Genomic DNA, 23,550 nt, shown 5'->3' with positions numbered 1-23,550 from the left:
GGATTTCGTCATGCTTCACGCCGACCGCGCCACCAAGCGCTACGGAACCGTCACCGCGCTCGACGCGCTCAATCTCCGTGTCGAACCGGGAGAAACCGTCTGCCTGCTCGGCGCCAATGGCGCCGGCAAGACGACGACGCTGAACCTGTTTCTCGGTTTTGCAGAACCCGATGAGGGCGCCGTCCGCGTCGACGGGATCGATCCGGCCCGCAATCCGGAGAAAGCCCGCCGCCTGCTCGCCTATATTCCGGAGAATGTGGCGCTCTATCCAAGCCTGAGCGGTCTGGAGAATCTCGCCTATTTCGACCGCCTCTCGGGGCACAGCCAGTCGCCCACCCGGCTGCGGGAATTGCTGGTCGAGGCGGGGCTCACGGAAGACCAGATATCCCGGCCGGTCGGCGGCTATTCCAAGGGTATGCGGCAGAAGGTCGGTCTCGCCATCGCCTTTGCCAAGGAGGCCCGGATCCTGTTGCTCGACGAGCCGATGTCGGGTCTCGACCCCAAGGCCGCGAGCGATTTTACCGCCCGGCTGAAAACCTTCAGCGCCGCCGGCTGTGCGGTGCTGATGGCCACGCATGACATTTTCCGCGCCAAGGAATGCGCTTCGCGGATCGGCATCATGAAGTCCGGGAAGCTGGTCGAAACCATCGCGTCCGCCGGCGTCGATGCCAACCGGATCGAGCAGATCTATCTCGACCACATGCATGCGGACGCGGTGTCATGACCGGCACGCTGATCCACAAGGAGTTTCGCGAGTTTCTCCGCGACCGGCGCTTTCTCGTGCTGTTTGCCTTGATGCTGGTGCTGGTCAGCGCGGCCAGCCTGGACGGGTGGAACCGGGCCCGCAGCGATGCCGCCGCCCGTGACCATGCGGCCGCCTCCGACCGGGAAATCTGGGTCGAGCAGGGCGAGAATAATCCCCATGGCGCCGCGCATTTCGCACGATACGCCTTCCGCCCGACGCCCTCGCTGGCGGCTTTCGATCCCGGCGTGTTCGACTTTGCCGGCGCCGCGGTCTGGCTGGAAGCCCACACCCAGAACCCGGCCGCCCTGCGCCGGGCCGAGGATGCCGCCATCGCCACCCCCTTCCCCACCCTGTCTGCAGCATGGGTGATCCAGGTGATCGGTACGCTGGCCCTGACTGTCCTGCTCTTCCAGGCCGTCGCGGGCGAACGTGAACGCGGCACCCTGCGCGCGCTCGCCGCGACAGGGCTTTCCGCGGGCCGCTTCATCACCGGCAAGACCGGCGCGGTTCTGCTGGCCGTGGGCGGCCTGTGCCTTCTGATCTTCCTGGCGGTCCTGCTGCCCGGCGCGATCAGCGGCGATCTCGATGCCGGCGCCATGCGCATTGCCACGCTTGCCGGCACCTATCTTTGCGCCCTGACCGGCTTTGCCCTGATCGTCGTCGCGATCTCGGCACGTTCGCGCAGCCAGTCGGCCGCCTTTGTGCTGGCGATCGGTTTCTGGGTCAGCGTTTCGGTGATCCTGCCCGTGATCGGCGGACAGCTTGCGGCGTCCATCCATCCCGATATCGACGAGCAAGAACTGAAAAACGCCATCCAGCTGGAGGCGCAGTCGCCCTTCTGGAGCGGCGATGCCCGCGAGCCGGCCGTCGCCGCCTATGAGGCCGAAGTGCTGGAAGAATTCGGCGCTGCACGCTTCGAGGATCTCGGCTTTGATCGTGAAGCCCTTGTCCTCCAGGCCCATGAGGAATTCGCCAATGAGGTCTATGACCGTCTCTATGGCGAGCTTTATGCCCGTCACGAGGCCCAGGACCGGGTGTTGCGCTATCTGGCGATCGCCTCGCCGGTGCTGGCCCTGCAGCGCCTGTCCTCCGGTCTCGCTGAGACCGATCTGACGGCCCAGCTACGCTTCACACGGCAGGCCGAGGCCCATCGCCGCCGCATTATCGAGCAGTTGAACCGCGACATGATGATGAATGCCGGCGAGAGCGGCTATGCCTACACCGCCGACCGCGCGCTTTGGGAACAAATCCCCGACTTCCAGGCCGAACCGGTGTCCACGCTGGAGATTCTCGAGCGTTACCGGATCGAAGTCCTTGCCCTTCTCGCCTGGCTTCTGGCCGGCTTCACCCTTGCCATCCACCTGTCCGGACGGGCCATGAAACAGGAGCGCCTGTGATGCTGCGCTTTTACCTCGCCCGCGAATTCAACACCCTGTGGCGCTCGGTGCCGCGCCTCGCCGCCATCGCCTTTTATGCCGTGCTGATTGCCTGGTCCGTCGCCGATGGCGTGACCTGGCAACGCCATGCCGAAGGTGTGCTGGCCGACGTGCCCGCCGATCTTCTGACCGACCGATCCGAATGGATGGCGGATCTGGAAAGCGCAGAGGCCGGCGAAGAGATTTCCCCCTATGCCGCCCGCCCCATGAGCCTCACCTTCCTCGCAGCCCTGCCTCCGGGGCCGCTGGCGGCCTTGGCCAGCCGGAATGAGGCCATGCAGCCGCACACTGCCCTGATCAGCGGATGGCGCAGCGAGGTTTCGCTGTTCCGGCGCTATGAAGTGGAAGGCCCGGTGATACTGGGCGCAGGACGTCTGGACCTCGCCTTTATCGTGGTCGCCGTCCTCCCGCTACTGGTCCTGCTGCTCTCATTCGATGTGCTGTCGCGCGACCGGGAAGCCGGCCGCTTCCGCCTCTTCCTGATCCAGGGCGGCCGCGCCGGCCAGACCCTGATCGCCCGTCTCATCGCGGTCGCGCTGCCGGCCTTTGCGATACCGGCGGTCGCCATCCTGGCCGCCGCGCTCCTCCTTGATGCCCCGGTCGCGGCCACCAGTGTCTGGATCACGAGCCTTGCCATCTACACCGTGTTCTGGAGCGCCGTGGCGGCGCTGGTCGCGGTTTCATTCCGGCAGGTCTCGACCGGCGCGCTGGCTGCGGTGACCGTCTGGGCGCTGCTGGTGGTGGTCGCACCGTCGACCGTGCGCTTCACCGCGGAAGCGCTCTACCCGCTGCCCTCGCGTGTGAGCTATCTCACCGAGGCACGGCTGGCGGAAGGTGCGACGCGGCGCAATCTGGCCGAACGGGCGGAGATTTTCATGGCCGAGCATCCGGACGAAGCCGATGCGCCCGACGAGGCCGTGCCCGGCTTCTACCGCGCCTCCTATCTGGCCAATATCGACATCAATACCCGCACACGCGGTCTCGTCGATGCGTTCGAGGGCCAGCAGGCGGAACAGCGCGGCCTGGTCGGCACGCTGCAATTCCTGTCTCCCGCCATCATGCTGAACCAGGTCCTGCAGGCATCGGCCGGCACCGGGCCGGCCCGCTCGGCCGATTACCGCCGGCAGGCCCGTGCGCATCTGGATGTCGTGCTGGATGCGATCGGACCGGCGACGGTCGGGCGCAACCGGCTGACGGTTGCGGAAGCCCGCAGCATTCCGGAGTTTGTCTTCACCGAACCGGCGGTCCCGGCGTCGAGCCTCATATCGATGATCTGGATGCTTGTACTCGCCGGCGGCGGCACCCTGCTCGCCCTGCGCCGCGCACAGCGCCTGAACTGACGCAAAGCCGGACTGGCGCAGAACCGGACTGACGAAGGAGGGCTGGCTATTCCTCCAGCCCTTCTTCAACATCCTCGTCGGTCAGGCCGCCATCGACGCGCCAGCCATAACCGTCGCCCTGGGCCAGCGTGTCGGCGAGCCAGGGCATCAGGCCGAGGAGTTTTTCCTCAAGTGTGAAGGGCGGGTTGATGACCATCACGCCGGCGCCGGCCAGCTTGCCTTCGCTGGCGAGGTCGCGCACCCAGAGGTCGGCGCGCAGGATTTTCTCCGGCTCGATACCCTTCTCGGCGATCAGCCATTCGGCGAGCCCGTTGTCGAACCGGTCAGCGGCCCAGAGATTCTTCAGCGAGCGCCAGAAGATATAGGTGCCCGTCGGCCATTGCCCGAAAGCGCCGGTGACGGCCTCAGCCATATGGGCCAGCTCGTCACGGTCCTCGAAGGGCGGATCGATCAGCACCAGGCCGCGCTTTTCCTTCGGCGGCAGCAGGCTTTTCAGCGCCTTGTAGCCGTCGCGCCGCTCCACCTTCACACGCGCATCGCGGCGATAGCGGTCGTCCAGCGTCTTCGCGTCGGCTTCGTGCAGCTCACACAGATGCATGCGGTCGTCGGCGCGGGACAGCCGGGCGGAGATTTCCGGCGAGCCGGGATAGTGGCGCATACCGTCCGGATTGAGCGCGCGCACCACGTCGAGATAAGGCGCCAGCGCCTCGGCGGCGGCTTCGGGCATGTCGGCGCTCAGCAGGCGGCCGATCCCGTCCTTCCATTCCGGCGAGCGCTCGGCCTCGCTGGAGGCGAGGTCATAGCCGCCGATCCCCGCATGGGTGTCGATCACCCGGAAGGGTTTGGGCTTGGACTTGAGATGCTCCAGACACAGGGCGAGAACGCAGTGCTTGAGCACGTCGGCGAAGTTTCCGGCATGGAAGGCGTGGCGGTAATTCATGCCAGCGCTATAGCGTTTCTGCGGCGGCGTTTCCATCGCCCGCATCGGCGGGGCATGCTGAAAACCCGCCTCGCAACCGGCCGGGCTTTGGCCTAGCCTTCCGGTGGCGTGAAGACGGAGGGGCCAGACCGCATGTTCGTGAAACTCTATCGCCGGATGCAGGACGAGGCGGATCGCGGGCCGCGCCGGGTCTACAAGGCCGGCTGGCTGTTCAAGGACGACAAGACGAGCCTGATCTGGGACGCGCCGAAGCCGGTGAGCTTCGATCATCCGCGACCGGCAACGACCAAGTCGGCCCTGTCCTGTCCGGCCGCGATCGAGTTCGACCGCCGGCATTTCGCCATCCCCTGCCCGGTCGATCTGCGCCTGCGCATGGTGCGCAATGCCCAGGGCCAGCTGCAGCTGACCAATGTCGACGGTCACCAGGCCTCCACCCGCCCGGCCGGTCTGCAGCAAATCCTCGTCCTGTCGCCGCCCAATGAGTGGCGCCATCCCGAGCGGCCGATGATCCAGCTGGTCACGCCCTATGTCTTCATTTCCGACGACCCGCTCTACATCAACCAGTTCCCGCCCTTCCTGCATTACGAGACCCAGGCCCGGCCGGGCGTGATGCTGTGCGGCCGCTTCCCCGCCGACATCTGGCCGCGCCAGCACATGTGGGCGTTCGAATGGCACGATCTGGAAAAGGATCTGGTGCTCAAGCGCGGCGAGCCGCTCTTCTATGTCCGCTTCGAGGGCGGCGATCCGGCCGCGCCGGTGCGCCTGGTCGAGGCGGAGAAGACGCCGGAGCTGGAAAGCTTCATGCGCTCCATCACCGACGTGACCAATTTCGTGAACCAGAGCTTCCAGCTCTTCAAGACCGCCCGCGAACGCCGCCCGAAGACGCTGCTGGTGGAGAAGAAGCGGTAGGCCCTCGTCCTTCCCCTTGATGGGGAAGGGGGACCACGCCGCAGGCGTGGTGGATGGGGTGGCGGCGAGGTGTCTGCCACTTCGCTTTTCATGGCCCGCCGCCGGGGTTCACCCCTTCCGACCCGAAGCTCCGCTTCGGCCCACCTTCCCCATCGAGGGGAAGGACCAAACTCGACGCTCGTGCCTGTCTCCCCGGGAGAGGGAGAGAGGACAGGCGCTAACTCCACCCACCCAACATTACCGCCGCACACCCGGTCTTCCCGCCGGGCGGATTGGCGCTTAGGGTCGCGGCGAGAAAATTTGGGGAGACAGGCATGATCCGCTTGATGACTGCCGCGCTAGGCGCGGTGCTTCTGGCCACCACCGTTCAGGCGCAGGAGAATCCCGGGGACGATATCCCCGAACCGCGCGTCTATGAGAGCACCGGCCAGGTCAACGCCAACGGCACGCGCGTGCGCTACACCGTCACCGCCGGCGAGACCTATCTGCGCGATGCCGACGGCAATCCGACCGCCTCGATCTTCTCGACCACCTATATCGCCGACGGCCATGCCGACCCGCGCACGCGTCCGGTCGCCTTCGTCTTCAATGGCGGGCCGGGTTCGGCCAGCCTGTGGCTGCACATGGGCATGTTCGGCCCGCAGCGCGTCGCCCTGCCGAATGCGCAGGACGATGGCGCCGCGCCCTACAACATCGTCGAGAACACGCATTCTATCCTCGACGTGGCCGATCTCGTCTTCGTCGATCCGGTCGGCACCGGCTGGAGCCGTCCGCTGGGCGAGAGCGAGGGCGACGATTTCTGGGGCGTCAACGAGGACGGCGAAAGCCTGGCCCAGTTCATCCGCATCTGGCTGACCGAGCACCGGCGCTGGAACTCGCCGAAATACCTCTTGGGCGAAAGCTATGGCACGCTGCGTATCGGCTCGCTGCTGAACCAGCTGGAAGGCAGCTATAACGATGTCGCGATCAATGGCGTCGCCCTGATCTCGACCGTGCTGGACTTCCGCTATGACGACACCTCCGAAGGCAATGATATCGGCTATGTCGGCCTGATGCCGGGCTTCGCGGCCACCGCCTGGTATCACGGCCAGGTCGACCGCTCGGCCTGGAATAATGATCTGGAGGCCTTCCTGGCCGAGGCACGCACCTTCGCCATCGAGGACTACATGCCGGCCCTGATGCATGGCGTGACCCTGCCGGCCGACCGCCAGGCGCGCGTGGTGCGCGAGCTGTCGCGCTTTACCGGTCTGTCGGAAGACTTCCTCACCCGCGCCAATATGCGGGTCTCGCTGCGCCGCTTCCAGCGCGAGCTGATGCGCGATGAAGGCGTGTCGGTAGGCCGACTGGACGCCCGCTTCACCGGTGTCGAGGTCGACGGTGTCGGCGAGAATCCGGAAACCGATCCCAGCTTCTACGGTATCGACGGCAGCTATACCGCCGCCATGCTGGACTATTTCACCCGCACGCTGGGCGTCGACATGACCGAATTCTATTCGGTGATCGGCGGCGTGCGCGGCTGGAACTGGAATGTCGGCCGCTCGGGCAATAACAACTACATCAATGTCGCCCCGTGGATCGCCCGCGCCATGCGCCAGAATTCCGATCTCGAGGTTCTCGTCGCCCAGGGCTATTACGACCTGGCCACGCCCTTCTTCGCCGCCGAGCTGATGTTCAACCAGCCCGGCTTCGACCAGGACCGCGTCCGCTTCACCTATTACGAAGCCGGCCACATGATGTATCTGCACGAACCGTCACTGGAGGCCTCGACAGCCGATGTGCGGGCACTGATTGCGAACTAGCCGCGACCGCAAACAAGGACAGGCAAGGGGCGCAGATTTCAGATCTGCGCCCTTTTTTTTGCGCTGGCCGTTACTGCGGGTTTCAGGATAGGTGTGCCGGTCTTTTCCAGCCTTCTGCCAGACGACCGACGGGACACGCCATGTCAGACGACCCACATGCCCGCGCGCGACGGCGCCTTGTCTTCGTTCTGCTGCTCGTCAGCACGACGCTGGGCCTGGCGGGGACCGATCTGGTCCTGCCAGCCGTCCCTGCCCTGCCTGAAAGTCTGGGCGGCGGCCCGGCCCTCGCACAAATGGTGCTCGCCAGCTTTGTCGCGGGCGCGGGCGCCGGTCTGGTCCTGTTCGGCGAACTCGGCGCGCGGTTCAACCAGCGCTCCCTTCTGGTCCTGTCGCTGGCCAGCTATGCCCTGCTGTCCCAGCTGGCCGCCCATGCCCCATCGCTGGAGATCCTCGTCGGCCTGCGCTTCATCCAGGGCGCGGCCGGTGCTGCGGCGGCCGTCTTCGCCCCCGGCATGATCCGCCACCTCTTTTCCGAACGCGATGCGGTGAATGCGCTGGGCCTTCTGGGCAGTATCGAGGCGATCATTCCTGCCCTGGCACCGGTTGCCGGTGTGTGGCTGTTGCAGCATCTGGGCTGGCAGGGGAGTTTCCACGTGCTCGCCGCAGGCAGTGTGGCGGCCTGCGCCCTCATCCTCATGCGGCGCAAGGCCTTCCCGGCCCTGGTTTCACGGCACGGTTCGACGGGCTATCTGCCGCTGCTGCGTGACCGGGTCTATCTGCGCTATGCGCTGAGCCAGGCTTTCACACTGGGCGCGCTGCTGACCTTCGTGTTCGGCGCCCCGGTGGTGATCACCCAGAGCCTCGGCGGCACGCTGGGCGATTTCATCGTCATGCAGGTGACGGGCATCGCCTTTTTCATGATCAGCGCCAACAGTGCGGGCTGGCTGTCCGGCAAGCTGGGCGCGGAACGTCTGATCACGGGCGGGTCGGCCCTGTCGGCCTGCGGCACGCTGGGCCTGCTGGCCTTTGCGTTCGCCGGCGGGTCGAACCCCCTGATGCTGGCCGTGCTCTTCATTCCGGTGAATATGGGTCTGGGCTTTCGCGGCCCGCCGGGCTTCTACCGCGCCATACTGGCATCCGATGGCAATGAGGCGCGCGGCTCGGCCCTGGTATTGCTGGCCATCCTGCTGACCGCTGCAGGCGGCACGGCCATCGCTGCACCCTTCGTGACGGACGGCCTCCTGCCGCTGGCCCTGGTGGCCGCCGCGATCTCGGTACTGTCCGTGCTGACGCTGGTGCTCCTGCCCGGCCTGCCGGACGAAGCAGACAGTGCGGACTAGGGCGCCCGCCGCGTCAGGTCGCAGACGGCGGCGAGGCCGGTGAGGACGAGGAAGGTCACGGCGGCGGAATAGCCGAAGGCTGCCGGGCTTTCCGGCAGCGGGCCGCCATGATTGGCGATCTCCGCGACGCCCAGCAGCAGCATGAAGACCCAGGGCCAGATCCGACCGATGAGGCCCTTTGCCTCGGTCACGTGCATGTAGAGCAGAAAGCCGAAGACCAGCACCGCGGCCTCGAGTGCGAGGGCGGCGGGGTAATTGTTCCACAGGCCCAGCCCGACGCGCGGTCCGCCCGGCCAGAGCAGGAGGTCTGGCACATGAACGAGAAGGTCGAGGATCCAGTGGGAGAAGACGGCTGCGCCGACGACCAGCCCGCCAAGAACCTTCTCGCGCCGCGCCCAGATCGCATAGACCAGCCCCGCCGCCACCGACCAGGCCAGCGCGCCCGGCAGGGAATGCGTGATCGGCATGTCGTAGAGATCGAGCGCATTGGCGTCGGTAAAGCCCGGCACGATGCGCACATGCTCGATCCCGTTGGCGACGAATATGCCCCAGGCGACATCGACCAGCTGCACCGCCAGAAACAGCGTCCATAGCGGAACGCTGCGCGCCACCGCCTTGCCGGCAAAGGCCGGACCGTAATGACCGACAAATATGGCGTGCCCTCCCCTGTCCGGGCCCAGATTAGGGGCTGTGCCGATGCAGGCAAGGTTTCACCGGGCTATATTCACCGCCTCGCCTGATTTTCCCGGCCCCCGTGCCGGGGCCTGGTTGAGCCTGCGCCTGAAACGCCGCCAGGCCCCGGAACAAGTCCGGGGGAAGCGGCTGCCTCTTTCTTCCCCATGGAATGAGGAGGAAAGCCAGCCTCAGCCCAAACCACCGTCATCCTGACGAAAGTCAGGACCCAGATTACGCTTGTGGCCGCAGAGCGGTACAGGGTGCGAGTTCGCCCCCATCGCGTTCTGTGAACTGGGCCCTGACTTTCGTCAGGGTGACGATGAATGCTGCAGTGAACGCCCCTCTCCCCCACCGGGGAGAGGGCAGGGTGAGGGGCGGCCGCGGAGCGGCCCACTCAGAGACTCTTTGCGGCGCTGGCGCGCGCCCCTCATCCGCCGCTTTGCGGCACCTTCTCCCCGGTGGGGTAGAAGGGGGGCGCCCCATTTAATCGCCTTCGTACTTCACCAGCGAGGAGACCGGCACGCCGAGCGCTTCGATGCGTTTGGCGCCACCCAGGTCGGGCAGGTCGATGACGAAGGCGGCGCCGACAACGGTGGCGCCGGCGCGCTGCAAGAGACGGATGGAAGCCTCGGCGGTGCCGCCGGTGGCGATCAGGTCGTCGACCAGCAGGACACGGTCGTTTTCCTGGATCGCGTCGACATGGATCTCGATCGCGTCCTGGCCGTATTCCAGCTCGTATTCCTCGATCAGCGTACGGTGGGGCAGCTTGCCGCGCTTGCGCACCGGGGTGAAGCCGACCGAGAGCTGGTGCGCCACGGCACCGCCCAGGATGAAGCCGCGCGCCTCGGTGCCGGCCACCCGGTCGATCTTGGCGCCGGCCCAGGGCTGGACCATGCGGTCAACGGCGACGCGGAAAGCCCGGGCATCGCCGATCAGCGTGGTGACATCGCGGAACATGATGCCCGGCTTGGGATAGTCCGGGATCGTGCGGATGGCGGATTTCAGGTCCATGCGGAAAGGTCCAGTTCGCTGTCAGTCACGCGGCCGGGCCCGGCAGGGCCTCGGTCAGGGCGGCGCTGCGCCACGCGGTATAGTCTTCATCGGCCAGCAGCTTATCGCAATAGTCCTGGGCGCCGGCATGCAGCGGAATGTCAAAGGTGTGGAAACGCACCGCGACCGGCGTGAAGAAGGCGTCGGCAATGCTCCAGCGGCCGAACAACCAGGGACCATCGACACTGCCGACATCATTCCACAGCGCCTGGATGGCGGCGATGTCGGCGCGGGTATCGGCATTCAGGGCAATGGCCTGCGGCGTGCGCGCAATGTCCATGGCGCACTGGCCGCGCAGGGCGGTGAAACCGGCATGCATCCGGCAGACCGCAGCGCGCGCCAGCGCCCGCTGGCCCTCATGCTCCGGCCACAACCCCGGCTCGCGCTCGGCGGCCCATTCGGCGATCGCCAGCGAATCCCAGAATGTGCCGTGCTGTGTGGTCAGAGCCGGCACGCTGCCGCCCGGGGACAGATCGCTCACGGCCTGGCGCGTCTGCGGCGTGTTGAGTGGCACCATGGCCTCGTCGAACGCGATGCCCGCCTTGCGCAGGACCAGCCAGGCCCGCAGGGACCAGCTGGAGAAACGCTTGTTGCCGATATGCAGGACCGGCCGGTCCATCACATCGTCTCCAATTCCCGTGTGCGGGCCCGGGTCAGGGTGATGCGGCAGTCCAAACCGATCTCCTCGCGGCTGTCCTCGCCGATGAACATCAGCGCGGTGCGCCGGTCGCATTCGGCATCGCGGTAGGCGTGCCAAGCCGTCTGAGCGGTCTCGAAATGCGCTTCGGCGCCAAAATGACCACCGGAGTCGAAGTCGGAATTGCGCGCTTCCTCGAGGGCGGCGTCTGCCGCGCGGTCGAGCGCCGCTTCGGCATCGTCGAGCAGACCGCGCAGGCAGCGGCGGCGGGCCGGCCAGTCGGTGAGGTGTTCAGCACATTCCACCGCCGGACGGGGCGGCGTGAATTCCGGCATCTGAACGGCTGAAATCGCCCAGCTGAGTGCAACCACCGTGATCATGGTGTCCCCTTCATCCTTGCCCGTGCGGCCTTTATGGACGAGGCCGCGGCCCGGGGAAAGAGCGGCCTGCGGCTAGGGGATGCCGGCTTCGTGGAGATACTCGGCCAGGGTGGTGAGGAACTCCCCGTTGAGCCGCCGGGCAATCCCGTAGGAGTCCTGGGTCTCGCCGAATGGAATGGTGTGCCCGACATGGACAGCGACCACAAAGGGTTCGCCATCAATCTGAACGACCAGCGGCGTGCCCGACAGCCCCTGGCGCGACCGGCAGCCATGGATCAGAAGTCCTGGATCGGAAAAGGCCGGGGGCGACTGCCGGACGTCGCAGGGTGCCCGGTCCACGGGACGGACCAGCAGCGAGACTTCGCCCTGATCGATCCCTTCGGCCGCCAGAACACGAAGCCGCGGAGTTTCGTTCGGCAGGCGGCGGCGGGTACGCAGGATTGCCCAGTCGCTGCTGAACTGCGGATGGCTGTCCTCGGAAGGCTTTCCGGTGCGCACATCGACAATTTCACCCACCCATTCCGGGACGCCGCGGACATGGCAGGTACGCGAACCGTTCCTTCCCTGCAGGGCATGACGGGTTGCGAGGAGTATGTCGAATTGCGGCCGCCCCCCGGGATGGGCATCCAGCACCACCGCACGACTGAGATAATGCCGGCCACTTTGCTCGTCCCGGCATAGGAGCTGGACGACGCTTTCGCGCGAGACGTCGTAGGTCTGTTCGTCCAAGGCATTGAAGCTGACAATGTCACTGGCTTCGGCGCGCGGTTGCGGACCCATGACCAGAGCAGCGATGAGGGCAGTCAGGACGATGCGATACATGAGGCAAGTCTAGTCCTACCGCACGCACTCCGTCCAGCCGTTCGCTAGAGCACCCGTCCGGCAATCGCGCGCAGGCGGGCGACGACCTCAGGGTCGCGGGCGTCTGGCGGCGTAATGATCGCGGTATCGAGCACGGTATCGACCGGGTCGGGCGCGCGCTCGCGGCCGGCCAGCATGGCCGTCAGACCGGTCAGCAAGGCCTTCGCCTTGACCGTATTGTCGCGCATCACCCGCAGCACGGCAGAGACGTCGACGCTCGCCTCGCCATCATGCCAGCAATCATAATCCGTCACCATGGCGATCGAGGCATAGGGCAGCTCGGCCTCGCGGGCGAGCCGGGCCTCGGGCATGTTGGTCATGCCGATCACATCCATGCCCCAATGCCGGTAGAGCTCGCTCTCGGCGCGGGTGGAGAATTGCGGCCCTTCGATGGTGATATAGGTGCCGCCACGCTGGACCGGCACACCGGCCGCCTCCCCGGCATCGCCGATCAGGCCCGCCAGACGGGCACAAACCGGCTGGGCCATGGGCACGTGCGCGACGCATCCCGCACCGAAAAAGCTGCGGGCGCGGCCATCGGTACGGTCGACATACTGGTCGACTATGACGAAATGCCCGGGCGCCAGATGCTCGCGCAGCGAGCCGCAGGCCGAGATCGAGACAATATCCGTACAGCCCGCCATCTTCAGCGCGGCGATATTGGCGCGGAAGGGAATGTCGGACGGCGACAGGCGATGCCCGGCCCCGTGGCGCGGCAGGAAGACCAGTTCAACACCGTTCAGCGTGCCGTGCGTCAACGGCGCCGACGGCGTGCCCCAAGGCGTCTCGACGGTTTCGCTGCGGACGTTTTCGAGCCCGTCGAGAGCGTAGAGGCCGGAGCCACCGATGATGCCGAGTTTCCAGTGCGTCATGTGTCGATCTCCTTTCTTCCCCACGGCACGTGGGGAAGTGGGCCGCAGCGAAGCTGCGGGTCGAGGGGGCCTCCGGAGCCCAAGGCGGAGGAGGTGGACGGTCGAGCTTGGCGCTACCATCTTCGCCGCGCTGCCACGCGGCGCCCCTCCACCGCTTCGCGCCCCCCCTCCCCACGATGTGGGGAGGAAAGAAAAAGGCCGCGAACGTTTCCGCTCGCGGCCTTTTCAATCCGGTGCCAGGCGAAACGCCTAGTGCTTCACGTTCCGCCAGATCTGACGGTAGGCCAGATAGACCAGGACGGCGAAGATGAAGAGATACATCAGCACCATCACGCCCATCTGCTTGCGCGCTTCCATGTGCGGGTCGCCGGCCCAGGTGAGGAAGGTCGTCACGTCCTCGGCCATCTGTTCCAGCGTTGCCGGCGTGCCGTCATCATAGGAGATGATGTCGTCGACCAGCGGCGGCGCCATGGCGATCGCGCCACCGGCGAAGTAGGCGTTGTAATACTGGCCCGGCGACAGGTGGGAGTCTTCCGGAGCCTCTTCATAGCCCAGCAGCAGCGAGCGGATATAGTCCGCACCGCCCGTACGCGCCTTGACGATCAGGGACAGGTCCGGCGGATAGGCGCCGCCATTGGAGGCACGCGCCTGCTGCTCGTTCTCGAACGGCGCCGGGAAGGCGTCGGACGGCAGGGCGTCACGCATGAACATGTCGCCATCATCGTTCGGACCGTCTTCGACCTGGTAGCCCGAAGCGATCTGCATCACGATCAGGTTGTCGTTCGGGTTCGGATACTGCTCCGACTCGAACGGACCGCCCTTCTGGCCCAGATTGCGGAAGCGCATCAGGTTCATCGAGTGACAGGAGGCACAGACCTCCTGGTAGACCTGATAGCCACGCTGGACTGCATGACGGTCGAACGTGCCGAACGGCCCCTCGAAGTCCCAGGCGTAGTTTTCCGGTGCGTGGGCATCACCCTCGACGGCCAGCGCCGCCGTGGCCGACAGGCCGACAGCTGCCAGGGCAGCGGCGAAAATACGGGTCATCATCATGATCTCGTCGCTCCCTTAGGACTTGTCTTCACCGAGGACGGATGCCTCGATCGACGCCGGACGGTCCTTCGGCTTCTCGACAATGCCCATCACCGGCAGGATGACGATGAAGTAGGCGAAGTAGTAGGCCGTCAGGAACTGCGCCAGGTGTACGAACTTCACGGCGCCGATGAACGGATCATCCGGGTTCTTCGCGCCGCACCAGCCGAGGCCGAGCGCCGCAATCACGAAGAAGATGAAGAACCAGCGCGTCAGCGGACGATAGCGCATCGAGCGCACCTTGGACGTATCCAGCCAGGGCAGGACGAACAGGATGCCGATGGCGCCGAACATCGCGATGACACCGCCCAGCTTCGCATCGATCGGGCCGATGTCGAAAGTGATGGCGCGCAGGATCGCGTAGAAAGGCAGGTAGTACCATTCAGGCACGATGTGCGCCGGCGTCGAAAGCGGGTTCGCCTCGATATAGTTGTCGGCGTGGCCCAGAACGTTCGGCATGTAGAAGACGAAGGTCGCGAAGACCATCAGATAGACGATGATCGCGAAGCCGTCCTTCACCGTGTAGTACGGGTGGAAGGGCAGTGCATCCTTCTTGGTATCCTTGATTTCCAGACCGGCCGGATTGCCATTGCCCGGCACGTGGAGCGCCCAGATGTGCAGGCCGACAACGCCGGCAATCACGAAGGGCAGCAGGTAGTGCAGGGAGAAGAAGCGGTTCAGTGTGGCCTGGCCAACCGAGAAACCGCCCCACAGCCACTCCCGGATCGCGTCGCCGACGAAGGGCAGCGCGCCGATCAGGTTGGTGATCACCATGGCGCCCCAGTAGGACATCTGGCCCCAAGGCAGCACATAGCCCATGAAACCTGTCGCCATCATCAGCAGATAGATGACAACGCCGAGGATCCACAGGATCTCGCGCGGCGCCTTGTACGATCCGTAGTACAGGCCCCGGAACATGTGCAGGTAGACCGCCACGAAGAAGAAGCTGGCGCCGTTGGCGTGCATCGACTGGATCAGCCAGCCGAAGGGCACGTCGCGGCGGATGCGCTCGACACTCTCGAAGGCGTGCGCCTCGTGCGCGACATAGTGCATGGCGAGCACGATGCCGGTGACGATCTGGATCATCAGGAAGACGGCGAGAATGCCGCCGAACGTCCACCAGTAGTTCAGATTCCGCGGCGTCGGGAAGTCGACAAAGCTGTCATAGCCCAGGCGGATGATCGGAAGACGGGAGTCGAGCCATTTCTCGATTCCGGTCTTCGGCTCGTAGGTCGATTGTCCGCTCATGCCGCAGCCCCCGAAGCGTCAGCGACCTGCCATCCGGAGACAGCTGCCTCGTCAGGCGACAGGCCGATCTTCACCGTGTTTTCCGATTCGAAATAGTAGTCGGGAACCGGAAGGTTTTCCGGCGCCGGTCCGCGACGGATCCGGGCCGAGGTGTCGTAGTGCGAACCGTGGCAGGGGCAGTACCAGCCGTCATAGTCGCCGGTATTGGCGCCAAGACCCAGCGGCACACAGCCCAGGTGGGTACAGTTGCCCTTCACGATCAGGAATTCCGGGCGCAGGACGCGGTTGGCGTCGATCGCCGGAATGCCGGCCGGCAGGTTGTCATTGCGGGCGTCTTCATCCGGCAGCGCGTTCATCTGAACCGAGCGGGCTTCCGCAATCTCGTCCTCGGTCCGGTGCCGGATGAAGACCGGGCCACCGCGCCACATGACGGTGATCTCCGATCCCACCGGGACCAGCGAGACATCAACGCGGATGGACCCCAGCGCGAGCGTATCCGCTGCGGGATTCATCTGATCGATGAACGGCCAGGCCACGAGACCGCCACCGACAGCGGCCGCGCCGCCTGCAGCGATATAGATGAAGTCGCGGCGTGTCGGTTCTTCACCGTGTCCGCCGGGCGCGCCGTTCTCTTCCGTCACGAGCCGACCTCTTCTCTTGTCTATAACGGGCCTGCACAAAGCCGGGCCCTGCCCCAGAAACATGCGTCAATCTTGACGACCCCATCCAAGACGGGGTTTGACGCGGTATAAACTACTCCCGGACCCACTGACCAGTAGGCGGCGCAATGCCGCATGCAGACAGATGGCTCCAGTCTGTGCGCGGCTTAGAATGCGGATCGTTTTTTTTCAACCGGATATTCCGCAAAACCTTGGGGCTTCCATGCGGACGGCCGCCTGTTTCGGGGCCGGAATGGACGTCATCGAACCCTGTGCCTTTCCCCTGACGGACAAGGGGATTCGCAAGGCCGCCATGGATTATGGCGCAGCCATTGTCCCGGTGCGCCATGCCAGCTGGAATACCTATACAGAAAGTGCAGAAGCCCGCACGGGCCGCCTCGTTCTGTTCACCACATCGGGCGCGACAGACCTGTGGGATTTTTCTTTCCGGCCGGATGACCGCCTCCTCTTCGGCCGTGAAAGCGCCGGCGTCACCGAGGAAGTCCATGCCGCGGCGGATTGTCGCGTGCGGATTCCGATTCGCCCGGACATGCGCTCGCTCAATGTCGCGATGAGCGCCGGCATCGCACTGGCAGAAGCGAGCCGGCAGCACAAAAACAACCCTTGAAGAAATTTGATCGGGGTATCTATCTGAAGTAGTGTACCCGCGCATGTCCGGCACGGCTCGGGAGGGGTTGATGGCGCGGCACAAGCGTATCGTGATCTGCTGTGACGGCACCTGGAACGAGCTGGACTACAAGTCCCGCCCGGTCACGAATGTGGTCAAGCTGGCCCAGTCGATCCACCCCGAGGGCGATGCCGGCGACGGCGCCGATCCGGTCAAGCAGGTCGTCTTCTACGACGAGGGCGTCGGCACGCTGGAAGGCGAAAGCCTGGATGGCGGCGGTTTCGGCGACGGGCTGATCCAGAACATCGTCGATGCCTATTCCTTCCTCGTCTTCAACTATGACCCCGGCGACGAGATCTTCGTGTTCGGTTTCTCGCGCGGCGCCTACACGGCCCGCTCACTGGTCGGCATGATCCGCAATTGCGGCATCCTGCGGCGCGATGCGGCGCCCTATGTCGACGATGCGCTGGTGCTCTACAAGGACAAGCGCCGCAAACCCGACCATCCCGACAGTATCGAGTTCCGCCGCACCTATAATCATCCCGGCTGGTGGATCGAGACCGCCGCCGACCTGTCACTGCAGGCCGACAATCCCGACCAGAAGATCATGGTCAGCTATCTGGGCGTCTGGGACACGGTCGGCCAGAACGGCGTGCCCGGCGTGTGGAATGCCATGGCCGGCAAGGCCGAGGATCACGGCTTCCACGATCTCAAGCTTTCCCGCATCGTCCAGCGGGCCCGCCACGCCGTGGCGCTGGACGAACCGCGCGCTGCCTTCCGGCCCGCCCTGTTCGAGGCCGAAAAGATGGCCGCGCTGCAAACCGAAGCCGAGCAGGACGGGCGCGGCCGCGACGCCTACCAACAGCTCTGGTTTCCCGGGGATCACGGCTCGGTCGGCGGGGGCGGCGATGTCACCGGCCTGTCCGACCATGCCCTCGCCTGGATTGCTGAAGGGGCCTGCAGAAATGGCGCCCGTCTGAGCTTTGACGGGACGTTCAGCGCCGTGAATTTTCCGGTCACGGTGCGTGATCGCTCGCGAAGCCGCAACAACACGCAGACCATCCGCTTCGCGCCATCGCTTCACGCACCGTTGAGCAATGTCTCGGGCGACTGGAAACAGGCCAATCAAAGCGCGATCGGCCGGTTGCTGGGCTATTCGCTGGGCATGATCAACCGCGACCGGGTCACCCACCTGCCGGATGTTGGCGAGATCGCCGTGCTGGCCAAGCAGTATGAGGGGTATGAGGGCGAGAACATGGACTATGTCCAGTCGCTCGCCGACCGTATCCGCCAGCAGACGCGCATCCGCATTGCCGAGATCGAGGCGGCCTTCCCGACCTGGCGGCGCTGACCGATGGCATCCGGTCACGCAGTGCAGAGCGGCCCTCACAACCCGCTTTGATATCCAGCGCGCCTCAACTCAGGCCAGGTTCGAGGACCTGCGCGACCGGATCTGCGTCAAGTCCGCACGCCTCGAAGACGAAGCGCCCACCGGGCTTCATTGCGGCAAGCCGGACCGGCAGCCCTATCGGGGTGCGGAGACCGGCACCGCCTGGCGCGCAAGCCAGTAGACGAGGAAGACCTCCAGCGCGATGTTCAGATAGCCGAAGGTCCCGTCATAATAGGGATTGGCACTCAGCGTGAGAAAGGCCGCGAGGTGCGGAATGATGGCGCTCGCCAGCAACACCACAGCCCCCTTGCGCCGGAACAGGACCATGACGAGCGCAGCCACGAGCAGAGCCGTCCACAGCCACAGGACCAGGCGTGTCCAGACCGGAACAAGAGACAGGGCGGCGGAAACGTCCAAATGGAACACGCGCTCCGGTGCGATCCCCAGCCAGGCCAGCAGCACAATGCCCGACCAGAAGGCCGAATATGCCGCAAGCAGGCTGATAAGCGCCGTTGCGAACGTGCCGTAGGCGACGCGCTGTGACAGCTTGTTGTTCGCTTTCGCCGGTTCAGGCACTGCATCCTCCCGATCAACGATCCCGCGATCAAAGATCCCGCGATCCATCTGGATTATCGCCGCATGACGTGCAATTCCAGACGCCCTGTAACGTTCATACGTTGAAGGATTGTCGACAGATCAAATGACCGACCAACCCAAACCTGCCTCTGCCGGCTCCAACCTGCAATGCCAGTCCGCCCAGGCCTGGTTCGAGGATCTGCGCGACCGGATCTGCGCCGAATTCGAACGCCTGGAAGACGAGGCCCCGTCCGATCTCTATCCCGGCGAACCGGGCCGGTTCGTGTTCGAGGACTGGAAACGCGGCGACGGTCCCAAGGATGAAGGCGGCGGGCGCATGGGCCTGATGAAGGGGCGGCTGTTCGAGAAAGTCGGCGTCCACGTCTCCGCCGTGAAGGGCGCGTTCTCCGAACAGTTCCGCCAGCAGATCCCCGGCGCTGCGGAAGACCCGCGCTTCTTTGCCACCGGCATCTCGCTGATCGCCCATATGTGGTCGCCCAACGTGCCGGCCGTACACATGAATACGCGCTTCATCACCACCACCCAGTGGTGGTTCGGCGGCGGCATGGATCTGACCCCCGTGCTCGATCGCGACCGCACCCAGTCGCACCCCGACGCCAAGGATTTCCACGCCGCCTGCAAGACGGCCTGCGACGCCCATGGCGAGGACTTCCATGATCGTTTCAAGACGTGGTGCGACGAATATTTCTACCTGCCGCATCGCGACGAGCCGCGCGGCATCGGCGGGATATTCTACGACCGCCACAATACCGGCGACTGGGATGGCGACTTCGCCTTCACCCGCGATGTCGGCCTGGCCTTCCTGGATATCTATCCGCAACTGGTCCGGCGCCGCATGGGTGAAACCTGGACGCCGGAAGACCGCGAGGAACAGCTTGTCCGCCGAGGCCGCTACGCCGAATTCAACCTGCTCTATGACCGCGGCACCAAGTTCGGCCTCGAGACCGGCGGCAATGTGAAATCCATCCTCTCCTCGATGCCACCCGAGGCGAAATGGCCTTAGCGGCGGCCCGGCAGATCCTGCCAGATGGAAGAAAAAGCCGGGCAATATCTGCCGCTTGGCGAAAATTCATACGCTATGACTGGCCTCTGCACTGGCACCGCTCCTGCTAGGCAGGCAGCGCCCCGTTTCACGAATCCCGTGCCGGGGCCTACCGACGAGGAGCCCAGCGCGTGTCCTATATCGACGCCCTGTTACAACCGGCCCCGAGATGGCCGGGCGCCCGCTCTCCCGAGGCCGAGGAAGAAACCCGTCCGACGGAAGGCTTTGATGCCATCCCGCCCGAAGCGGCCGAATTGCCGCTTGAGGCCAGTCAAAAAGTTGCCGAAGCCGCGCCGCCCGGCCAGTCCGGCGGCGAGCAGTCGCCCGGTTCCAACCTGGGCGGTGGTGTGGTCGAGGAATTCCTCAAATGGGCCCAGATGAGCCCGGCCGAGCAGATCCGCGCCATGTACCTGGAAGAACAGGGCATGACCGAGGACACGCTCAAGGCTCTGCCGCCCGAGGAACGAGAGCGGATCGAGTTCGAGATCGCCAATCGCATCGAGCACGAGGTGCGCACTTCGGCGGAAAGCCCGGCGGAGCAGAATATCCGTGTCTCGATCAATGCTTCCTACGCGCAATCCATGCAGCGTGTGGAAAACGGCGAACGGGCGATGTGGGGCCGATAGGCCGCCACCCGTCCCAAACTGCATCCAAAACACGGGCGGCGGGCATCTTCTAACCTGACAGACAGGAGATGTCCGCCATGCCAGCAAGCAGTTCCAGCCAGCCGGTCCAGTGTTTCCAGGCCGAGCTGGTCGGCACGGCTTTCTCGCCGCACCGGCACAACGTCTATACGCTGGCGCTGACCCGGCGCGGCATCCAGGCCTTCGATTATCGCGGCGCGACCCGCCATGCCCGCCCCGGCGACGCCGTCATCCTGCACCCCGACGAAATCCACGACGGCCGCCCGGTCGACGAAACCGGATTCGGCTATGCCGCGATCACGCTGGCGCCCGAGCACGTGTCGGACCTGCGGCCCGGCCCCCTGCCCCACATTGACGGCGGGGTCAGCCACGACCCGCGCCTCATCGCCGCGATCGGCGCCTGCCTGCGGGCCGGCGCATCGGGAGACGGTGACGCCGCGGGCTGGAGCCACCGCCTCACCGAACTTGTCCTGGCGATGGACGCGGTCTCCGACACAAGGACCTCGCGTTCGGCACCGGACCGCAGCGCCGTCGAACGCGCGCGCCGTCTCATTCTCCGCCGGGCGGACCGGGCACCGGACATGGCAGAGCTGGAAACGGTCAGCGGCCTGGATCGCTGGCGCCTGTCGCGCGATTTCCGCCAGGTACTGGGAACCAGCCCCTATCGCTACTGGCAGATGGGGCGGCTCGACCGCGCCCGCGCCCTTGTGGAAAACGGCCATGCCCTGGCCGACACCGCCTATGCCTGCGGCTTTGCGGACCAGGCGCACTTCACGCGCCAGTTCCGGCAGGCCTACGGTTTGTCACCGCGGCGCTGGCAGACTCTGCTGGCGTCGCCGCACAGCGCTTGCACGATCGTTCAATAAGCGCCCGGCAGGCCATGGCATGACCGGAACATCAATCGATGCCAGTGGAGCCTTCATGTCCGACACCCCGCCCCTGATCCGCCCCCGCGAAGCCCTCGCGGCCTTCCTGCTTGCCGTCGTGTTCAGCATCACGCTGAAGGCCGGTCTCGACCAGATCGTCTGGAAGTTTGCCGGCCCGATCACCCTCATCGTCACGCTGGGCCTGGCGACCTTGTATCTTCATCGCCGCGGCGAAAGCTGGCGGGCGCTTGGCCTGCGGCGCCCGGGTGGCTGGAAGTCCATCCTGCTGGTGGCTCCGCAGACGCTGCTCGGGGTTGTCGCCATCCTGGGCACGGGTGTCGGCGTCACGGCCGGCGGCGAAGCGCTGGGCCTGTGGAGTACCGACCTGCCGTCCGAAGGGATCGAGGCCCGGTGGGGCGATATCGAGGGTAATCTGCCCGTTTATCTTCTGTGGATGGGGATAGCCTGGATCAGCGGCGGCCTGTTCGAGGAACTCTTCTTCCGCGCCTTCATGATCTCCCGCCTGCAACGCGCTTTCAGCGGCCTGCCCAAGGCGCTCGCGACCGGGCTGGCGATTCTCCTGCCGGCGCTGGTCTTCGGTTACGGTCATTTCTACTATCAGGGCCTGCGCGGCCTGTTCGTGACCGGCATGATCGGGGTCGTGCTGGGCACGCTCTACCTCGTCTACAAGCGCAATCTCTGGCCGCTGATCCTGGCGCACGCGCTGGTCGACTCGCTGGCCTTCACCGCGATGTATCTCGATCTGGATATCTAAAAACAAAAAACCCCGGCCCACCGGCCGGGGTTTTTCTGTTCTGGGTTCGAAGGCCGATCAGTGCGTTTTCAGGCGCGCGATCAGCTCGTCCTTGGTCGGCTCGAAGCGCTCGGCCACCCAGTGGGCCTTCAGTTCGTCGAGGGCATCGCCGAGCATGGGGCCGGGCTCGTAGCCCAGCAGGATCAGATCGCCGCCCTTGACCGGGAATTCCGGCTCGGCCCATTCGCGGGCGAATTTGGCGAGCAGGGTCCAGTCGCGCGGCGGCGGAGCCACCTCGCCGGCCGCCTGCAGGCGGGCCTGGTCCTCGAAAGCCCGTGCGCCCAGCGTCATGATGGCGCGTTCGGCTGCGGCCATATCGGAAAAGGCCTTTGTGACATCTTCGCGCGCCGACGGGTCGACGGCGCCCTCGAGGCGGCGCGTCTCTGCGTTCGACATCTTCAGCTTGGCTGCCATGGTCCTGATCCTTTCCGGTCCGCCATCGGCAAGCGCCACGAACCTCAAGAGCGAATCGGGCGCTAGACCATATTGTACATCCTGATCAACAATACCGCCGAGGACTCTTAAGGATCCGTTCACTCCAAGGATCAAATCCAGAATACCCGCCCTGGCCATCGCGGCGAGTGCGGCCCGCGGATCGCGTGCAGCCAGCAATTTCTTGAGTTCGGCCCAGACACGCTCGACCGATAATTTATGAAGCCCGTCCTTCAGCGCCGCCGCCGCCGCCAGCCCCGCCGGGTCCGGATCGCCGCCGCCATACCAGGCCTCGAAGCGGAACAGGCGCAGGATGCGCAGATAGTCCTCGCGGATACGGTTATCCGGCGTGCCCACGAACACGAAACGCCGCGGCGCGACGTCCTCGAGCCCGCCCGTCGGATCGGAGATCTCGCCCGTGCGGTCGGCATAGAGCGCGTTGAGACGGAAATCGCGCCGCTGCGCATCCTCGGCCCAGTCTCCAGTGAAACTCACCACGGCCCGCCGGCCATCGGTCGACACATCGCGCCGCAACGTCGTCACCTCGAAGGGCACGCCATCGGCAATGACGGTGATCGTGCCGTGGGCCTTGCCGGTGGGAACCGCCTTCAGGCCAGCCGCTTTCGCCGCGGCAATGGTCTCGTCGGGCAGAAGCTGGGTGGCGATGTCGACATCCGCCACCGGTTCGCCGAGCAGCGCATTGCGCACGCAGCCGCCCACGAAGCGGCTGCCGCCGGGCCGGACGGCATCCAGCGCTTCCATCACAGCGACGGTCTCCGGCGCCTGCATCCAGGTCTGCCGGGCGGGATCGAGACGCGGCCGGGTCATTGCGGCGTGTCTTCGCCTTCCGTTTCCGGCGTATCCGCCTCGTCGCTTTCCACTTCGCCCGCCGGGACGAAATGGCCCGGCACGACCCGGCCATCGACAACGCGTGGCGGCACGTACTGGTCGCCCTCATGCCCGCCACGCGAGGCGTCGAACATGGCCAGCGCGATCATCGCAACGATCGCCAGCACGGCTCCGGCCACACCCAGCTTGAGCGCCGGCGTGGCCGTCAGCTTGACGTCGGACCGTGTCTGCCACCGCCAGATGAAGAACAGCAGGAAGGGCAGGAAAAACGAGGCGATTTCGATAATTGTGATGCGGATCATGAG

General features: G+C 65.5%; 25 protein-coding genes. 12 read left to right on the top strand and 13 right to left on the bottom strand.

Features of this window, described 5'->3' with window-relative positions; translation table 11 throughout:
• Positions 1–10 precede the first annotated feature (10 nt).
• Genes ACXAJV_RS04910 through ACXAJV_RS04900 form a run of 3 tightly spaced genes read left to right on the top strand, consistent with a single transcriptional unit; the run spans position 11 to position 3,521 of the window.
• Positions 11–724, top strand: coding sequence for an ABC transporter ATP-binding protein (locus ACXAJV_RS04910; RefSeq protein WP_475082575.1), 714 nt, complete (start codon positions 11–13; stop codon positions 722–724).
• A complete protein-coding gene (locus tag ACXAJV_RS04905) occupies positions 721–2,142 on the top strand; it encodes a DUF3526 domain-containing protein (RefSeq protein ID WP_475082573.1) in 1,422 nt (473 codons plus the stop codon). The genes ACXAJV_RS04910 and ACXAJV_RS04905 overlap by 4 nt, the downstream gene beginning before the upstream one ends.
• Positions 2,142–3,521, top strand: a complete 1,380-nt coding sequence (locus ACXAJV_RS04900; RefSeq protein ID WP_475082570.1) for a DUF3526 domain-containing protein — start codon at positions 2,142–2,144, stop codon at positions 3,519–3,521. Before ACXAJV_RS04905 ends, ACXAJV_RS04900 begins: the two co-directional genes overlap by 1 nt.
• Positions 3,522–3,567: 46 nt before the next feature.
• On the opposite strand, the gene ACXAJV_RS04895 is transcribed toward ACXAJV_RS04900, so the two are convergent.
• Positions 3,568–4,497 (bottom strand): 23S rRNA (adenine(2030)-N(6))-methyltransferase RlmJ, encoded by a 930-nt coding sequence (locus ACXAJV_RS04895; RefSeq protein WP_475082567.1) that lies wholly within the window; start codon positions 4,495–4,497, stop codon positions 3,568–3,570.
• A gap of 96 nt (positions 4,498–4,593) precedes the next feature.
• On the opposite strand from ACXAJV_RS04895, the gene ACXAJV_RS04890 reads away from it, so the two are divergent.
• From ACXAJV_RS04890 to ACXAJV_RS04880, 3 genes are all read left to right on the top strand, one after another.
• Positions 4,594–5,370: a hypothetical protein gene (locus tag ACXAJV_RS04890; protein WP_475082565.1), complete on the top strand. Its 777-nt coding sequence runs from the start codon at positions 4,594–4,596 to the stop codon at positions 5,368–5,370.
• Between the two features lie 314 nt (positions 5,371–5,684).
• Positions 5,685–7,169: a S10 family peptidase gene (locus ACXAJV_RS04885; protein WP_475082562.1), complete on the top strand. Its 1,485-nt coding sequence runs from the start codon at positions 5,685–5,687 to the stop codon at positions 7,167–7,169.
• A gap of 140 nt (positions 7,170–7,309) precedes the next feature.
• Complete coding sequence (locus ACXAJV_RS04880; protein WP_475082559.1) at positions 7,310–8,509, top strand: MFS transporter; 1,200 nt, start codon at positions 7,310–7,312, stop codon at positions 8,507–8,509.
• Here ACXAJV_RS04880 and ACXAJV_RS04875 read toward each other — a convergent pair.
• From ACXAJV_RS04875 to petA, 9 genes are all read right to left on the bottom strand, one after another.
• On the bottom strand, positions 8,506–9,120 hold the full coding sequence (locus ACXAJV_RS04875) for a metal-dependent hydrolase (protein WP_475082557.1): 615 nt from the start codon (positions 9,118–9,120) through the stop codon (positions 8,506–8,508). The two genes, ACXAJV_RS04880 and ACXAJV_RS04875, sit on opposite strands and share 4 nt — an antisense overlap.
• A 547-nt stretch (positions 9,121–9,667) precedes the next feature.
• Complete coding sequence (locus ACXAJV_RS04870) at positions 9,668–10,195, bottom strand: adenine phosphoribosyltransferase (protein WP_475082555.1); 528 nt, start codon at positions 10,193–10,195, stop codon at positions 9,668–9,670.
• A gap of 25 nt (positions 10,196–10,220) precedes the next feature.
• On the bottom strand, positions 10,221–10,853 hold the full coding sequence (locus ACXAJV_RS04865; RefSeq protein WP_475082553.1) for a glutathione S-transferase family protein: 633 nt from the start codon (positions 10,851–10,853) through the stop codon (positions 10,221–10,223).
• Entirely contained in the window at positions 10,853–11,251 is a 399-nt protein-coding gene (locus ACXAJV_RS04860) for a lysozyme inhibitor LprI family protein (RefSeq protein ID WP_475082552.1), read from the bottom strand. Before ACXAJV_RS04860 ends, ACXAJV_RS04865 begins: the two co-directional genes overlap by 1 nt.
• A 72-nt stretch (positions 11,252–11,323) precedes the next feature.
• Positions 11,324–12,073 carry a trypsin-like serine peptidase gene (locus ACXAJV_RS04855; RefSeq protein ID WP_475082549.1) on the bottom strand — a complete coding sequence of 250 codons (750 nt, stop codon included), beginning with the start codon at positions 12,071–12,073 and terminating at the stop codon, positions 11,324–11,326.
• 44 nt (positions 12,074–12,117) lie between these two features.
• Entirely contained in the window at positions 12,118–12,984 is an 867-nt protein-coding gene (locus ACXAJV_RS04850) for an S-methyl-5'-thioadenosine phosphorylase (RefSeq protein ID WP_475082547.1), read from the bottom strand.
• A 249-nt stretch (positions 12,985–13,233) separates the two neighbouring features.
• A complete protein-coding gene (locus tag ACXAJV_RS04845; protein WP_475082545.1) occupies positions 13,234–14,037 on the bottom strand; it encodes a cytochrome c1 in 804 nt (267 codons plus the stop codon).
• A gap of 15 nt (positions 14,038–14,052) precedes the next feature.
• Entirely contained in the window at positions 14,053–15,324 is a 1,272-nt protein-coding gene (locus ACXAJV_RS04840; protein WP_475082543.1) for a cytochrome b, read from the bottom strand.
• Positions 15,321–15,965, bottom strand: coding sequence for a ubiquinol-cytochrome c reductase iron-sulfur subunit (gene petA, locus ACXAJV_RS04835; RefSeq protein WP_475082541.1), 645 nt, complete (start codon positions 15,963–15,965; stop codon positions 15,321–15,323). Before petA ends, ACXAJV_RS04840 begins: the two co-directional genes overlap by 4 nt.
• A gap of 190 nt (positions 15,966–16,155) precedes the next feature.
• Between petA and ACXAJV_RS04830 the strand changes: the two genes are divergently transcribed.
• Together ACXAJV_RS04830 and ACXAJV_RS04825 are read left to right on the top strand one after the other, a co-directional pair.
• Positions 16,156–16,611: a tRNA (cytidine(34)-2'-O)-methyltransferase gene (locus tag ACXAJV_RS04830; RefSeq protein ID WP_475083290.1), complete on the top strand. Its 456-nt coding sequence runs from the start codon at positions 16,156–16,158 to the stop codon at positions 16,609–16,611.
• A gap of 70 nt (positions 16,612–16,681) precedes the next feature.
• Complete coding sequence (locus ACXAJV_RS04825; protein ID WP_475082538.1) at positions 16,682–17,962, top strand: DUF2235 domain-containing protein; 1,281 nt, start codon at positions 16,682–16,684, stop codon at positions 17,960–17,962.
• 174 nt (positions 17,963–18,136) lie between these two features.
• Here the strand turns inward: ACXAJV_RS04825 and ACXAJV_RS04820 are convergent, their stop codons facing one another.
• The gene (locus ACXAJV_RS04820) at positions 18,137–18,625 is read right to left on the bottom strand and encodes a hypothetical protein (RefSeq protein ID WP_475082536.1); all 489 of its coding nucleotides are present in this window, start codon (positions 18,623–18,625) and stop codon (positions 18,137–18,139) included.
• A 76-nt stretch (positions 18,626–18,701) separates the two neighbouring features.
• Here ACXAJV_RS04820 and hemF point away from each other — a divergent pair, with 76 nt between their 5' ends.
• The 4 genes from hemF to ACXAJV_RS04800 all read left to right on the top strand — a co-directional run bounded on the left by hemF (position 18,702) and on the right by ACXAJV_RS04800 (position 21,925).
• The gene (hemF, locus tag ACXAJV_RS04815) at positions 18,702–19,601 is read left to right on the top strand and encodes an oxygen-dependent coproporphyrinogen oxidase (RefSeq protein ID WP_475082534.1); all 900 of its coding nucleotides are present in this window, start codon (positions 18,702–18,704) and stop codon (positions 19,599–19,601) included.
• A 170-nt stretch (positions 19,602–19,771) separates the two neighbouring features.
• Positions 19,772–20,266, top strand: a complete 495-nt coding sequence (locus ACXAJV_RS04810; RefSeq protein ID WP_475082532.1) for a hypothetical protein — start codon at positions 19,772–19,774, stop codon at positions 20,264–20,266.
• Between the two features lie 77 nt (positions 20,267–20,343).
• Positions 20,344–21,150 carry a helix-turn-helix domain-containing protein gene (locus ACXAJV_RS04805; protein ID WP_475082529.1) on the top strand — a complete coding sequence of 269 codons (807 nt, stop codon included), beginning with the start codon at positions 20,344–20,346 and terminating at the stop codon, positions 21,148–21,150.
• 19 nt (positions 21,151–21,169) lie between these two features.
• A complete protein-coding gene (locus ACXAJV_RS04800) occupies positions 21,170–21,925 on the top strand; it encodes a lysostaphin resistance A-like protein (protein ID WP_475082528.1) in 756 nt (251 codons plus the stop codon).
• A 57-nt stretch (positions 21,926–21,982) separates the two neighbouring features.
• Here ACXAJV_RS04800 and ACXAJV_RS04795 read toward each other — a convergent pair whose 3' ends face one another.
• Both ACXAJV_RS04795 and ACXAJV_RS04790 read right to left on the bottom strand, forming a co-directional pair.
• Complete coding sequence (locus tag ACXAJV_RS04795) at positions 21,983–23,224, bottom strand: CCA tRNA nucleotidyltransferase (RefSeq protein ID WP_475082526.1); 1,242 nt, start codon at positions 23,222–23,224, stop codon at positions 21,983–21,985.
• Positions 23,221–23,547, bottom strand: a complete 327-nt coding sequence (locus tag ACXAJV_RS04790; RefSeq protein ID WP_475082523.1) for a DUF6111 family protein — start codon at positions 23,545–23,547, stop codon at positions 23,221–23,223. Before ACXAJV_RS04790 ends, ACXAJV_RS04795 begins: the two co-directional genes overlap by 4 nt.
• Positions 23,548–23,550: the final 3 nt, after the last annotated feature.

Source organism: Maricaulis sp. ABE4_448, from assembly GCF_056160825.1.
This window is presented reverse-complemented; position numbering and strand designations above follow the sequence as displayed.